Here is a 13,920-nt window from a genome sequence, read left to right on the forward strand (position 1 = left end):
GGCTCCAGGGGCAATCGGGCTCTCGCGTTGAAGTCACAAAGACTGCCAGCGATGTGACTACTTTCAGAAAAGACCAGATCGACCCGGAGCACCAACACGCACCCGACCGGCGGCCTGTGACGTACACAGGCCGCCGGTGCGATTCAAGGTGCGGCTTTGTGGCGCGCCATGTAGTCCTCGTACTCGCGCGACATCACGTAGAGCTTGATCTGCTCGACCTCCTCGGGCTTGAGCGAGTCGTCGAACGACGGCATTCCCAGTGGCTTGAGCGCGCCCTGCAGGACGATCTGCTGGAAGTGCTCGCGGGTGGCGTCGCTGGACTGGCGCAGGTCGGGGATCAAACCGCCGCTGATGGTGCCCATGCCGTGGCACACGCTGCAGAACTGGCCATACAGCTGCTTGCCGGCCTGCACCTGCTCGGGTGCTGCGGTGACGGGCTGGGGCACGCGCTCGACCTTGGCGGGCGCCGGGGCCGGTGGCGGCAACTGCGCCTTGCCATCGAGGGCGAACACCAGCAGGCGGCTGCGGTTCTTCATGCCCGGCAGGTTCATCGACTCGCCGCCGGTCAGGGTGGCCACGCCGCCCCAGCCGGCCATGATCGCCACGTACTGACGCCCGGCCAGTTCGAAGGTCATGGGCGCGGCAACGATGCCGCTTTGCGCCTCGAACTGCCACAGCGCCTCGCCCTTGTCGGCGGAATAGGCATGCATCTGCCCCGCCGCAGTGCCCTGGAACACCAGGTTGCCGGCGGTGCTCAGGGTGCCGCCGTTCCAGTGCGTGGGGTACGGCACCTTCCAGGCGGCCTTCTGCTTGACCGGGTCCCAGGCCAGCAAGGCGCCGCTGACCACGGCGGCCGGCACGTCGGTGGCGTCGGCAAAGCCGGCGGCGGTGTTGAATGCCTTGCGGGTAACGAAGTCCTTGCCTTCGTTGCGGTACACACCGGGTACTTCCTGGTAGGGGATGTACACCAGGCCGGTGCCGGGGTTGAACGACATCGAATGCCAGTTGTGCGCACCAAAGGGGCTGGGCCACATCACGATGGGCTCTTTTTCGTAGCGCACCCCAGGGGCCTCGACCGGCCGGCCGGTGGCGAGGTCGACCTTCTCGGCCCAGGTGACCTTGCCGAACTTCTCGGCCGAGATCAGCTTGCCGTTGGTGCGGTCGAGCACGTAGAAGAAGCCGTTTTTAGGCGCCTGCATCAGGACCTTGCGCGGTTTGCCGTCGATGTTCAGCTCGGCCAGGGTGATCTGCTGGGTGGCGGTGAAGTCCCAGCTGTCGCCCGGGGTGACCTGGTAGTGCCAGGCCAGCTTGCCGGTGTCGGGGCGGATGGCGAGGATCGACGACAGGTACAGGTTGTCGCCACCGCCCGGGCTGCGCACCTCGCGGTTCCACGGCGAGCCGTTGCCGGTGCCGACGTAGAGCAGGTCCAGCTCGGGGTCGTAGGCCATGCTGTCCCACACCGTGCCGCCACCGCCGAGCTTCCAGTACTGGTCGCCCTGCCAGGTCTTGGCCGCTTCGCGCAGTTCGGGGTGCTCGTAGGGCAGCGCCGGGTCGCCCGGTACGGTGTAGAAGCGCCAGGCCAGTTTGCCGGTGTCGGCGTCATAGGCCGAGACGAAGCCGCGCACGCCGTATTCGGCGCCGCCGTTGCCGATGATGACCTTGCCTTTGACCACCCGTGGCGCGCCGGTGATGCTGTAGGGCTTGGCCGGGTCGGTGGTCTGCTGGCTCCAGATGGCCTTGCCGGTCTTGGCGTCGAGGGCGATCAGACGCCCGTCCAGGGTGCCGACGTAGACCTTGTCGCCCCACAGGGCCACGCCGCGGTTGACCGCGTCGCAGCACGAGGTACGGGCCTTGACCTTGGCCACCTCGGGGTCGTAGCGCCACAGCTCCTTGCCGCTGGCGGCGTCGACCGCGATCACCCGGCTCCAGGACATCGAGGTGTAGATCACCCCGTCGTGGAACAGCGGCGTCGCCTCCAGGCCGCGGGTGTTGTCCAGGTCCATGTACCAGGCCAGGCCCAGCGACTTGACGTTGCTGGCGTCGATCTGTTTGAGCGGGCTGAAGCGTTGTTCGGCATAGGTGCGGCCGTGGCTGAGCCACTCGCCGCCGGCCTGTTCGGTGGCGCGGATGGCGGCCTCGTCCACCCCGGCGGCAAGGGCTGCCAGCGGGGTGGCCAGGCACAGCATCAGCAATGAAGTACGCAAAGGTTTTTTCATGTTCGGTGTCCTCGGTGATGGCTGCAGGTGCGGGTCAGAACACCTGCATCAGGCGTACGTTGAAGCGGTCGCCTTCCTTGAAACCGTTTTCCACCGACTGGTCACGGCCATAGTTGAACAGCAGCTGGGTCTTGGGCGTGACGAACCAGCCTGCGCCCACCAGAAACTTGGCGGTGTCGGGTTTGTCGTGCTGGTCGACGCCGTCCAGGCGGGTTTCGCCGCCCCACAACCTGGAGTAGCCCACGCGCAGGTCCAGGCTCGGGGTGAGCTGGTAGCGCAGGAACGCCTGGCCCTGGTACAGCGCGGACTGGCGCAGGGTCAGGCCGGCGGAGGTGGCGTCGTCGTTCTTGCCGAACCAGGTGACGTCGCCGATCAGGTCCAGCCACCACTTGTCGCCCAGGCCCTGGATGTAGCCGGCCTGCAGCGCGAACTTCCAGCGGTTCTCGCCGATGTTGAGCGCGTCGTCGCGGTCGTAGCGGCCGGTGGGCACGTAGAGGAACGGGGTGATGCCGAAATAGGTCTTTTCTTCCGGGCGCTCCACCAGCCACACGGTGGAGGCCAGGATCAGGTCGCCGATGCCGCCATCGCTCTTGCCCAGGCCCGAGGTGTCGCGCTTGCCTTCGAGCTGGCCGAAGGGCAGCAGGAACTGCGGGTCGATGGTGAACCCGCCCAGCTTCATGAAGTGCACGCCCCTGAGAATGCCGATGTCGGAGTTCAGCCCGGCACGCACCGGCTGCTTGTGGCCACCGGAGTACAGCGAGCGACGTTCGGCATGCTGGTAGTAGACCATGCCCAGGTTGGTGCCTTCGGGCAACGCGGTGTAGTCCCCGGCGTCCACATCCACGGCGTGCGCCTGGCTGCCCAGGCAGCCGGCGAGGCCCAGCGTCCAGGCCTGTGCCCAGCCCAATACAGTACGACGGCGGTGTGCCGGCACGCTTGACAGTACGGTCTTGCTCATCGAGTCACCTGTTTATTGTTTTTGTCGGATGAGCCACCCAATGGGCGGCACACAGGCCGTAGCAGGCTTCGTGCCAACGAAATTAATCCATTGATATCAATTGGTTGCGCTTTGAGGACGTCAACCTGCGGTGAGGTGCCCGGCTGCCACCTGCCCCGTTGCAGGCCCGGTTTGCAAGGCTTTGCGGGGTTTCTCAGGGGCGTCTCATGTGTCTCACCGTTTGTCTCGACCTAATACGCACAGAACCGGCTCAAGCCCTCCAAACCCCTGAAAAACAAGTACTTTGGTAGTAGAAAAAAGCTGGCACAAGGGTTGCTGAATGCCTCGGGTTCCTTTCAATAACAAGAGAGCCACACCCATGACCCATGCCTTCCCGGTTCACAGTGATACCCAGGCGTTCGTGCAGCGTCAGCACCGCATGCTGATCGGTGCCGACTGGCGCGGCGCCAGCGATGGCGCCACGCTGCAACTGCTCAACCCGGCCAACGGCCAGGCGCTGGCCCAGGTGCCTGCCGCCACGGTCGAGGATGTCGACCAGGCGGTACGTGCCGCGCGCCAGGCGTTCGATGACTCGCCCTGGAGCCGCATGCGCCCGCGCGAGCGCCAGAACCTGCTGTGGAAGCTGGCCGACCTGATCGAGCGCGATGCCCAGGTGTTCGCCGAGCTCGAATGCCTGAACAACGGCAAGAGCGCGCAGGTGGCGCGGGTGATGGACGTGCAGATGGCCATCGACTCGCTGCGCTACATGGCCGGCTGGGCAACCAAGATCGAAGGCACCACGGTCGACCCGTCGCTGCCGCTGTTCGACGGCGAGTTCCATGCCTATGTGCGCCGCGAGGCAGTGGGTGTGGTGGGTGCCATCGTGGCGTGGAACTTCCCCCTGCTGCTGGCCTGCTGGAAGCTGGGCCCGGCATTGGCCACCGGGTGCAGCGTGGTGCTCAAGCCGGCGGACGAGACCCCGCTGAGCGCGCTCAAGCTGGCCGAACTGGTGCTGGAGGCCGGCTACCCGGCGGGCGTGTTCAACGTGGTCACCGGCGTGGGCGCGGTGGCCGGTGCGGCGCTGTCGGCGCACCCGCTGCTGGACAAGGTGACCTTCACCGGCTCGACCGAGGTGGGCAAGCTGATCGGCAAGGCGGCGATGGATTCGATGACGCGGGTGACGCTGGAGCTGGGCGGCAAATCGCCGACCATCATCCTGGCCGACGCCGACCTTGAGGTGGCCGCTGCCGGTGCCGCCAGCGCGATCTTCTTCAACCAGGGGCAGGTGTGCTGCGCGGGGTCGCGCCTGTATGTGCACCGCAAGCATTTCGACCGCGTGGTGGCCGATATTGCCGGCATCGCCAACGGCATGAAGCTGGGCAATGGCCTGGACCCGAGCATCGACATGGGCCCGTTGATCTCGGCCAAGCAGCAGGCACGGGTGGGCCGCTACATCGACATGGGCCGCGAGCTGGGCGCCAAGGTGGCGTGTGGCGGCGAGTATTACGGGCCGGGGTATTTCGTGCAGCCGACGGTGATTGCCGACGTCGACCAGCAGTGCCCGCTGGTGCAGGAGGAGATTTTCGGGCCGGTGCTGGTGGCGATTCCGTTCGACGACATGGACGAGGCGATTCGCCTGGCCAACGACAGTGCCTATGGCCTGGGCGCGAGCATCTGGTCCAACGACCTGGCGCAGGTGCATCGCATGGTGCCGCGCATCAAGTCGGGCTCGGTGTGGGTCAACTGTCACAGTGCGCTGGACCCGGCGCTGCCGTTTGGCGGCTACAAGCTGTCGGGCGTGGGGCGCGAGATGGGCGCGGCGGCCATCGAGCATTACACCGAGCTGAAGTCGGTGGTGATGAAGCTGTAGGCGGCAGTTGGGGCCGCTCTGCGGCCCGATCGCGGGTCAAGCCCGCTCCCACAGGAGGGGGCTTGCGCCGTGATGGGGTCAGCCCAGTACAGGGCGGAAGAAACTGCGCTCGTAGCTGATGATGCACCGGGTGTCTTCGGCGTACTTGAACGCGGCGATGCACTCGGCGTCGGTTTTCGACTGTTCGCGGTAACGTTCGTACGCTGCCAGGCTCGGGAACGAGAACATCGCCAGGGCGACGTTGTTGGCGCCTTCGCTGGGCAGGAAGTAGCCATGGTGCTGGCCGCCGAATTTCTCCACCAGCGGTATCCACATGCGCCCGTAGGCTTCGAACTCTTGCAGCTTGTAGGCATCGACGATGTAGCGCAGGTAGCAGGTAACCATTGCAGCACTCCATGAAAGGGACCGGCAGCGAGCCTAGTGGGCGTCACGGGCGGGCGTCAATACGCGACAGGTGCAGCGAGCATCAGCGCTCGCACCGTTGAACCCGCGTGCAGCCCTTCAGCGGGTCGGTGCCGCCGGCGCCTGTTCGATGTGGCGCAGATGGCTTGAAGGCACCCAGCCGGCCTGCGCGTCGCGCGACCTTGTGCACCAGGACCAGCCGTTGAGCGACCTCACGCAGAGCAACTCATCGCCAATGTCCACGTCCAGCTCCCTGGCGGTGTAGTCCTCGCGCGCGCGGCCTGCCTGCTCGCCCAGCCTTTCGATCACCTGCGCCGGTACCCAGCCACCCTGCTGGCCGGGCGTGGTGCAGAAGTACCAGTTGTCCCATCCTTCATCGCCCTGGTACACCTCCCCCACCTCCAGCACGGCCCCCTTGGCAAAGGTGATGGGCTGAGGGAATTCGCTGCGGTGCGCTTTAATCACGCGGTATTGCATGTGTCTTCTCCTTGGTGAACTGAAGCCGGTGCCCACCCAGCGGCGCGGCTGTGCGAAAATAGCGCCTTTGTTATCAATAGGTTGGAGATGTACGGTTTGGTTACACACTATTCGGCGAACGGCGCCAATGCCGCCTGCGGGCGTACCAGTCAGACCCTCAACAGCACTCAGGCAGCGGATCAGGTGTCGTGCAAGTCCTGCCTGCGCTCGCTGGCTGCCCCCGACTCGGCAGCCGTGGCCGCCAAGGCCAAGACCCCTTCGCTGGCCGAACTGCGCAAGCAGCGCCAGCAACAGGCCGCGCCGGCGCCGGTGCCCGCGTTCAACGTCAAGGCCAGCTGGCAGGCTCGCCTGAGCAGCCAGGCCGACCGTTGCCGCCTGCCACGCGGTGTGCGCAAGCAGATCTGCGTGTGACCCCCGGGCAGGCCGGCTTGCTGTGGCAAGTCGGCCTGCCCGCCGTTGCCCTGCAACGGATAATCGAGCGGTTTTCATAACCCCGCGCCACCACCGCTTGCGCGCCTGGCGACTTCAGGCCAGTGGCTGGATCACGTCGACCCACTGCGCGTTGACCAGGGTGGCCAGGCGCTCGGGCTCGATGCGCACCGCCGCATTGACGGCACCGCCGGCGGGGAAGACCACCTCGAAGTCCTTCAGCGACTCGTCGCAGTACACCCGCAGCGGCTGGCTCAGGCCGAAGGGGCACACGCCGCCGATGGGGTGGCCGGTGTGCTGCTCGACCTGCTCGGCCTCGAGCATGCGTGCCTTGACGCCGAACTGCTGCTTGTACTTGCGGTTGCACAGGCGCGCATCGCCGCGTACCACCAGCACGATCACCTCCTCCCCCACGCGCAGCGAGAGCGACTTGGCGATCTGCCCAGGCTCGACCGCCAGCGCCTCGGCGGCCAGGGCGACGGTGGCGGTGCTGGACGCCAGTTCCAGCACCTGCAGGTCGGGTGAATGGTGGGAGAAAAACGCTTTGACTGACTGCAGACTCATCTTCGCTTGATCCTCTGAAAAAACAGCCCTGGCGGGATACCGTTGCGTACCCTACCAGCTTGGGCAGGCAAAAAACTCAGTCGCCCAACGCGACGCCCTCGCGACGTGGGTCGGCACCGGCCGACCAGCCCTGCCCATCACGCACGATGACCTGCGTGCCGCTGGTCATCTCGATGGGCGATACCGCATGCCCGCGGGCCTTGAGCTGCTCGATCAGGGCAGGGCCGACCAGCCCGGCCTCCACTTCGGTGCCGACGTTGCGGCTGCCGAAGTTGGGCAGGTCGACGGCCTGCTGCGGGTCGAGCTTCCAGTCCAGCAAGCCGATCAGCGCCTTGTTCACGTACTCGATGATCTGCGAGCCGCCGGGCGAGCCGAGGGCGGCCACCAACTGGCCGCTGGCCTGGTCGAACACCAGGGTCGGCGCCATCGAGGAGCGCGGCCGCTTGCCCGGTGCGATGCGGTTGGCCACCGGCTTGCCGTTCTCCTCGGGGATGAACGAAAAGTCGGTCATCTGGTTGTTGAGCAGAAAGCCCTTGACCAGCACATGAGAGCCGAACGCCGCCTCGACCGAGGTGGTCATCGACAGCGCGCCGCCCTGATCGTCCACCGCGACGATCTGCGAGGTGGAAATGCGCAATGGCGAGCGGTCAGGCGCCCACGCCAGGGGCATGCCGGGCGGCACACCGGCAGTGGCGACGCCCATGCTCCGGTCACCGATCAGCGTGGCGCGCTGGGCCAGGTACGCCTTGCTGGTGAGCCCTGGCACATTGACCGGCACCTGGTCGCTGTCGGCCAGGTACAGGGCGCGGTCGGCATAGGCCAGGCGCTCGGCCTCGGCAATCAGGTGCACGGCCTGGGCGGAGGGTTGCATGACGCCCCCGGGGCGAGCTTTTTCTGGCGCCATCGCCGCCAGGTCCAGTGCCGGTTTCTGGCGCTGCAGCGCCTCCAGAATGCCCAGCGTCTGCAGTACCGCGACGCCACCGGACGACGGTGGCGGCATGCCGCAGACCGTCCACTGCTTGTACGGCCCGCATACCGGCTCGCGCACCTTGGCCCGATAGCCTGCAATGTCGCCCAGCGACAACGTGCCGGGGTTACTGTGGGTATTGACCTGCTGCACCATCGCCTCGGCGATGGGCCCGTGGTAGAAGGCGTCCGGGCCCTGGTTGGCGATGGCCTCCAGGGTTTGCGCCAGCTCGGGGTTCTTCAGCAGCGTGCCCACGGGCAAGGGCTGGCCCTGGGCCGTGAGCAGGTAGCGGGCCAGTGCAGGCGACTGCGGTATCGAGGTGGAGGCGGCAATCAGGGCATGCAGCCGCGCAGACACGGGGAAGCCGTCGCGGGCTAGGTCGATGGCCGGCTGGAACAGCGCGCGCCAGGGCAGCTTGCCGTGTTGCTGGTGCGCCATCTCCAGGGCCCTGAGCACACCGGGCACGCCCACCGAGCGACCGCCGATCTGGGCGTCCTTGAATCCCATCGGCGTACCGTCCGGCTTCAGGAACAGGCGGCTGTCGGCCCCTTGGGGCGCCGTCTCCCGCCCATCGAACGCCTGCACCTGCTTGCCATCCCAGTACAGGATGAAGGCGCCGCCGCCGATGCCGCTGGACTGCGGCTCCACCAGGGTCAACACCGCCTGCATGGCAATGGCGGCATCGATCGCAGACCCGCCCTTGCGCAGCATCGCCTGGCCGGCGGCGCTTGCCAGAGGGTTGGCTGCCGCGGCCATATGGTGCTGTGCCTGTACGGTGGCCATGCCTGTGCGGTAGCCCGAGGCGATTTCCGGGGCGGCGGGCAAGGCGGTGCTGGATGGCGCAGGCGGGGTTGCGCTGGTGCAGGCGCCGAGCAGCAACGTTGCCATCGAGAAGCCGAGGGCGTGGATCAGGTGTTTGCGGGTGGTTGGGTAACCGGTCAAGACCAACTCCATTGGGCGTTTGGGGAACGCGGGCAATGGTAGCGTGATTGACGCGAGCAGGCCCGGTACTCACCGCGCCTTGTGCGGCGAATCCAATGCGCGTGCCCTGATTCTCGACGCGTAGGGTGCAGATTGATTAAGCTTCCCGCTTTAACGTTTCAGTTTGTTTCAAGGATTCAGATGACCATTCAGCAAGCGCCGCCACTCGCCTATTCCAGAGCCACCGTCGGCAAGATGGAAGCCGCCATGGCCCTGGGAAGTTTTGCCATCGGTACCGGCGAGTTCGCGATCATGGGGCTGATGCCCGACATCGCCAGCAACCTGCACCTGAGCGAGCCCCAGGTGGGCCATGCCATCAGCGCCTATGCCCTGGGCGTGATGGTGGGTGCGCCGGCCCTGGCGATTCTGGGCGCCAAGCTGCTGCGCAAGCACATGCTGCTGTTGCTGATGGCGCTGTATGCAATCGGCAACCTGGCCACGGCCTTGGCGCCCTCCTTCGCCGGGCTGGTGGCGTTTCGCTTTATCAGCGGCCTGCCCCACGGCGCCTACTTCGGCATCGCGGCGGTGGTGGCCTCGAGCATGGTGGCCACCGACCAGCGCGCGGGCGCGGTGGCACGGGTGATGATGGGGCTCACCCTGGCGATGCTGCTGGGCAACCCGGTGGCGACCTTCCTGGGGCAGTTCTTCGGCTGGCGTGCGGCGTTCGTGCTGGTGGGCGCGATTGCGCTGTGCACCATCGGGCTGGTGTGGCGCTACGTGCCGCAGCGTCACGATGAAGTACGCAGCGACCCGCGCAAGGAGCTCCAGGCGTTTCGCCTGCCGCAGGTGTGGATGGCGCTGGCCATCGCCTCGATCGGTTTTGCCGGCATGTTCTGCGTGTTCAGTTACCTGGCGCCGACCATGCTGCAGGTGACCAAGGTGTCGCCACAGTGGATTCCATTCGGGCTGGCGGCGTTCGGGGTGGGCGGCATCATCGGCAACATCGCGGGCGGCAAGCTGTTCGACCGCCTGCAGTTTCGCGCGGTGGGGTTGGTGCTGGTATGGTCGATTCTCGTGCTGAGCCTGTTCCCCTTCGCGGCCAGCTCGCCGTGGGGCGTGCTGCTGGGCTGCGGGCTGGTCGGCACCATGATCGCACTGGCCGCCCCCTTGCAGATTCGCCTGATGGACATTGCACATGAAGCACCGAGCCTGGCGGCGGCATCGAACCATGCGGCGTTCAACCTGGCCAATGCGCTGGGGCCATGGTTTGGCGGCATGGCGATTACCGCGGGGTTCGGCTGGACCAGTACCGGCTACATTGGCGCGGCGACTGCGCTGGTGGGGTTGGGGATCTACCTGGTGGCGCGGCGCATGAAGGGCGGGCACTGAGGGCCTGCCAGGTTTTGCCAAAGGAAAGAAACCAACGTGAACCAGCTTTCAATCGCCAGCTTCAAATCGAAGTACAGCCAGGGCTTCTACTCGACCTTCGCCATCGATGGCGTGCCGCTGGAAGTCTGGCTGCCAATACGAGACCCCGCTGCGCAGCTTCATCTGGTGGCAGCGCATGCCGGCCTCTACGGCGAAGACGATAATGAACTGGTGTGGGACCGCAGCTACTCCACTGCCCCTGGGTGGACCACCCTGGTGCCGCTGCTGGTGTGCTCCGATGACCTGGACCTGAGCTGCACGGTCATCGTCGTGGAGCAACACGCCCATGAGGACCACATCCACTGGCGGCGCTTCGGCCTGCTGCACGAGGTGATCACCCTGGAGCAGCCCCGCGTCAGCTGGTTCGAGGCCGCGTGCACCGCCACCTTCGAACGCGCCGAATTCCACCACACACTGGATGAATTTCGCCGGCTGGAAGGCGTGGTGATGGCCTGGGACTAGGGTCTGTATGAAAAGTCTTGAGACGAAGGTCAGGCTGTTTTCAACGCAGCATCATCGAGTATCAAGGCTTTTCGTACAGAGCCTAGGCCGCTATCGAAGCCTGGACTGTTCGCATGCAGCCTTGAGGCGCTGCATGGCATCGGGCGCCATGGGCGCGGTCATCATGGCGTGATAGTTCATGCATTCCCGGGTTTGCTGCTCAGCCGTGGGAGCGCCGCTGGAGGTACAGCCGGCGAGGATGAACAGCGCAAGGGCCGTGATCAGTGGTTTCATTTATATATCCGCAACAAGTGACGCCATGGCCTCCAGCGCCTTGAGGCCTCAATGGTCACCATGGCCTGCGCGCATCTTGAAAAAGCGAACCTGCCGCTTATTGGCCAAGGCGGAAAATAATAATCAAAAGCCCTGCAGATGAGCATCATGAGGGTGGCTAACGTTCCCATGAAATCAATTCAATTTAACTCGTTCGATGCCCGGACATAAAATACGCCCCAATTAAGGAACACTTCAAGACGCCCGAGCAAAAAAACCTACAACGAATCAAACTTGCCGAAGAGGGCAAATGTAGATTCGGTTTTTATCTCGGACCATCAGGGCACCCGATTAAAATGAGCACAGCATTTACATTCTCGATCAAGCGTATTCGTTTCGACGAACATTATCGCCCCGCTGAAAACACCCGCACGACCACCAACTTCGCAAACCTGGCGAGGGGGCAGCGTCGCCAGGAGAACCTGCGCAACACCCTGACGATGATCGACAATCGTTTCAACGCCCTGGCGCACTGGGACAACCCGAAAGGCGACCGCTACAACGTCGAACTTGAAATCATTTCCGTGGAAATGAACATGGATGCCGAGCACAGGGACACCGCCCTGCCGCTGATTGAAATATTGCAGACCACCATTGTGGATCGCAAAACAAGCGAACGCATCGAGGGCATCGTAGGCAACAACTTCTCCTCGTACGTGCGCGATTATGACTTCAGCGTGCTGTTGCTGGGGCACAACAAGAACCAGCAGGGGTTCAGCACGCCGGATGATTTCGGCGAGCTGCACGGCAAGCTGTTCAAGCATTTCGTGAACTCGAGCACTTATAAAGAACACTTCAAAAAACCACCGGTCATCTGCCTGAGTGTTTCCAGCAGCAAGACCTATCAGCGCACCGAAAACCAGCACCCGGTATTGGGCACCGAATACCAGCAGGACGAATATTCCCTGACCGATGAGTACTTCCGGAAGATGGGCCTGAAGGTTCGCTACTTCATGCCTGCCAACAGCGTGGCACCGCTGGCGTTCTACTTTGCGGGGGACCTGCTGGGGGATTACACCAACCTTGAACTGATCAGCACCATCAGCACGATGGATACCTTCCAGAAGATCTATCGCCCTGAAATCTACAACGCGAATTCAGCAGCAGGTCGATGCTATCAGCCGAGCTTGAATCACCAGGATTACTCGTTGACCCGCATTGTCTACGATCGAGAAGAGCGCAGTCAGTTGGCCATCGAACAGGGCAGGTTTGTCGAAGAGCACTTCATCAAGCCCTACCAGACCGTGCTTGAGCAGTGGTCCGCCCAATACGCGCTTTGATCATTCAGAACATACAAGGTCATCTATCGTGAAAAAACTGCTACCCACCTCCACTGCTGGCAGCCTGCCCAAACCGTCCTGGCTTGCACAACCCGAGACGCTCTGGTCGCCCTGGAAGCTGCACGGCGAGGAGCTGCTCGAAGGCAAGCAGGATGCCTTGCGCCTGGCCCTGCAGGAACAGCAACACGCAGGCATTGATATCGTCAGCGACGGCGAACAGACCCGCCAGCATTTCGTTACCACCTTTATCGAGCACCTGAGCGGAGTGGATTTCGAGAAGCGCGAAACCGTCAGAATTCGTGACCGCTATGACGCAAGCGTGCCGACCGTTGTGGGTGCTGTTGCCAGGCAAAAACCGGTGTTTGTCGAAGATGCCAGGTTTCTGCGCCAGCAGACCAGCCAGCCCATCAAATGGGCCCTGCCGGGCCCCATGACCATGATCGACACGCTGTATGACAGCCACTACAAAAGCCGGGAAAAGCTGGCTTGGGAATTTGCCAAGATCCTCAATCAGGAAGCCCGAGAGCTGGAGGCGGCGGGCGTGGACATCATCCAGTTCGACGAGCCTGCCTTCAACGTGTTCTTCGACGAGGTGAATGACTGGGGCGTGGCCACACTGGAACGGGCGATCGAAGGGCTCAAATGTGAAACGGCCGTGCATATTTGCTACGGCTACGGCATCAAGGCCAATACCGACTGGAAAAAGACGCTGGGCTCGGAGTGGCGCCAATATGAGGAAGCCTTCCCCAAGCTGCAGAAATCCGGCATCGATATCATCTCGCTGGAGTGCCACAACTCCCATGTCCCGATGGACCTGATCGAGCTGATTCGCGGCAAGAAAGTGATGGTGGGGGCCATCGATGTGGCGAACCACGCCATCGAAACCCCCGAGGAAGTGGCCAACACCCTGCGCAAAGCGCTGCAGTTCGTGGACGCCGACAAGCTCTACCCGTGCACCAACTGCGGCATGGCCCCTCTGCCCCGCGAGGTGGCACGCGGCAAGCTGAACGCCTTGAGCGCCGGCGCGGACATCGTGCGCAGAGAGCTCTTGAACCGATAAGGGTGCAGGAGGGGTTGCAGCGCTGATCGAGCGGCTTGCCCCCTCCCCACCGCCTTTGGATCCGCCCCTTCAGCCAGGACCTACCATGTCACGTTCCAGTACTGCCATCGAGCCATTGCGCTTTCGCGAAGCGCTCGGGCACTACGCATCGGGTATCACGGTGATCACGTCGCAGATCGAGGAGGAGCCGGTCGGCTTTACCTGCCAGTCGTTCTATAGCGTGTCGATGAGCCCGCCGCTGGTGTCGTTCAGCGTGATGGCCGGTTCGGCCAGCTACCCCAGGATCCGCCAGGCAGGCCGCTTCGCAGTCAATATCCTGTCCGGTGAACAGGTCGGGATCTCCAACCAGTTCGCCCGACGAGGTACCGACAAGTGGCAGGGCGTGCAATGGCAGGCATCGCCACTGGGCAACCCGATCATTGCCGGCAGCCTGCACTGGCTCGATTGCGAGATCCACGCCGAACACGTCGCCGGTGATCACCTGATCGTGATTGGCGAAGTGAAGGCGCTGAACCTGCAGCAAACTGCCGCCACACAGCCCTTGCTGTACTTCAAGGGGCAATACTGCAACCTCGCCGCCCACGGCGCAGGCTGA

Annotated in this window: 14 protein-coding genes; 7 read left to right on the forward strand and 7 right to left on the reverse strand. The window is 64.1% G+C overall.

Annotated elements, in window-relative coordinates; all coding sequences use genetic code 11:
- Nucleotides 1-143: 143 nt before the first annotated feature.
- Both N0B28_RS15940 and N0B28_RS15945 read right to left on the reverse strand, forming a co-directional pair.
- Entirely contained in the window at nucleotides 144-2,216 is a 2,073-nt protein-coding gene (locus tag N0B28_RS15940; RefSeq protein ID WP_116054624.1) for a PQQ-dependent dehydrogenase, methanol/ethanol family, read from the reverse strand.
- Nucleotides 2,217-2,250: 34 nt separating this feature from the next.
- Nucleotides 2,251-3,174, reverse strand: coding sequence for a transporter (locus tag N0B28_RS15945; protein ID WP_275727433.1), 924 nt, complete (start codon nucleotides 3,172-3,174; stop codon nucleotides 2,251-2,253).
- 358 nt (nucleotides 3,175-3,532) lie between these two features.
- On the opposite strand from N0B28_RS15945, the gene N0B28_RS15950 reads away from it, so the two are divergent.
- Nucleotides 3,533-5,023 (forward strand): aldehyde dehydrogenase family protein, encoded by a 1,491-nt coding sequence (locus tag N0B28_RS15950; protein ID WP_043861048.1) that lies wholly within the window; start codon nucleotides 3,533-3,535, stop codon nucleotides 5,021-5,023.
- A gap of 78 nt (nucleotides 5,024-5,101) precedes the next feature.
- On the opposite strand, the gene N0B28_RS15955 is transcribed toward N0B28_RS15950, so the two are convergent.
- Both N0B28_RS15955 and N0B28_RS15960 read right to left on the reverse strand, forming a co-directional pair.
- Complete coding sequence (locus N0B28_RS15955; RefSeq protein ID WP_043861047.1) at nucleotides 5,102-5,407, reverse strand: NIPSNAP family protein; 306 nt, start codon at nucleotides 5,405-5,407, stop codon at nucleotides 5,102-5,104.
- Between the two features lie 117 nt (nucleotides 5,408-5,524).
- Nucleotides 5,525-5,902, reverse strand: a complete 378-nt coding sequence (locus N0B28_RS15960) for an SH3 domain-containing protein (RefSeq protein ID WP_058541187.1) — start codon at nucleotides 5,900-5,902, stop codon at nucleotides 5,525-5,527.
- A 96-nt stretch (nucleotides 5,903-5,998) separates the two neighbouring features.
- Here N0B28_RS15960 and N0B28_RS15965 point away from each other — a divergent pair, with 96 nt between their 5' ends.
- Nucleotides 5,999-6,313 (forward strand): hypothetical protein, encoded by a 315-nt coding sequence (locus N0B28_RS15965; protein ID WP_275727438.1) that lies wholly within the window; start codon nucleotides 5,999-6,001, stop codon nucleotides 6,311-6,313.
- Between the two features lie 114 nt (nucleotides 6,314-6,427).
- Here the strand turns inward: N0B28_RS15965 and N0B28_RS15970 are convergent, their stop codons facing one another.
- Both N0B28_RS15970 and ggt read right to left on the reverse strand, forming a co-directional pair.
- Nucleotides 6,428-6,895, reverse strand: coding sequence for a YbaK/EbsC family protein (locus N0B28_RS15970; RefSeq protein WP_043861044.1), 468 nt, complete (start codon nucleotides 6,893-6,895; stop codon nucleotides 6,428-6,430).
- A 76-nt stretch (nucleotides 6,896-6,971) separates the two neighbouring features.
- Nucleotides 6,972-8,750: a gamma-glutamyltransferase gene (ggt, locus tag N0B28_RS15975; protein WP_275732063.1), complete on the reverse strand. Its 1,779-nt coding sequence runs from the start codon at nucleotides 8,748-8,750 to the stop codon at nucleotides 6,972-6,974.
- A 234-nt stretch (nucleotides 8,751-8,984) separates the two neighbouring features.
- On the opposite strand from ggt, the gene N0B28_RS15980 reads away from it, so the two are divergent.
- A complete protein-coding gene (locus N0B28_RS15980; RefSeq protein ID WP_275727441.1) occupies nucleotides 8,985-10,172 on the forward strand; it encodes an MFS transporter in 1,188 nt (395 codons plus the stop codon).
- Between the two features lie 36 nt (nucleotides 10,173-10,208).
- Nucleotides 10,209-10,673 carry a hypothetical protein gene (locus tag N0B28_RS15985; RefSeq protein ID WP_240619899.1) on the forward strand — a complete coding sequence of 155 codons (465 nt, stop codon included), beginning with the start codon at nucleotides 10,209-10,211 and terminating at the stop codon, nucleotides 10,671-10,673.
- Nucleotides 10,674-10,763: 90 nt separating this feature from the next.
- On the opposite strand, the gene N0B28_RS15990 is transcribed toward N0B28_RS15985, so the two are convergent.
- Nucleotides 10,764-10,946, reverse strand: a complete 183-nt coding sequence (locus tag N0B28_RS15990) for a hypothetical protein (protein WP_054916126.1) — start codon at nucleotides 10,944-10,946, stop codon at nucleotides 10,764-10,766.
- A gap of 335 nt (nucleotides 10,947-11,281) precedes the next feature.
- Here N0B28_RS15990 and N0B28_RS15995 point away from each other — a divergent pair, with 335 nt between their 5' ends.
- The 3 genes from N0B28_RS15995 (at nucleotide 11,282) to N0B28_RS16005 (ending at nucleotide 13,920) form a co-directional block, all read left to right on the forward strand.
- Complete coding sequence (locus tag N0B28_RS15995; RefSeq protein ID WP_229589317.1) at nucleotides 11,282-12,265, forward strand: DUF1852 domain-containing protein; 984 nt, start codon at nucleotides 11,282-11,284, stop codon at nucleotides 12,263-12,265.
- Nucleotides 12,266-12,293: 28 nt separating this feature from the next.
- Nucleotides 12,294-13,325, forward strand: a complete 1,032-nt coding sequence (locus N0B28_RS16000; protein ID WP_043861040.1) for a methionine synthase — start codon at nucleotides 12,294-12,296, stop codon at nucleotides 13,323-13,325.
- Between the two features lie 85 nt (nucleotides 13,326-13,410).
- Nucleotides 13,411-13,920: a flavin reductase family protein gene (locus N0B28_RS16005; RefSeq protein ID WP_054916127.1), complete on the forward strand. Its 510-nt coding sequence runs from the start codon at nucleotides 13,411-13,413 to the stop codon at nucleotides 13,918-13,920.

The organism is Pseudomonas sp. SD17-1 (assembly GCF_029201585.1).
In the GTDB taxonomy this organism is placed as follows: Bacteria; Pseudomonadota; Gammaproteobacteria; order Pseudomonadales; family Pseudomonadaceae; genus Aquipseudomonas; species Aquipseudomonas palmensis.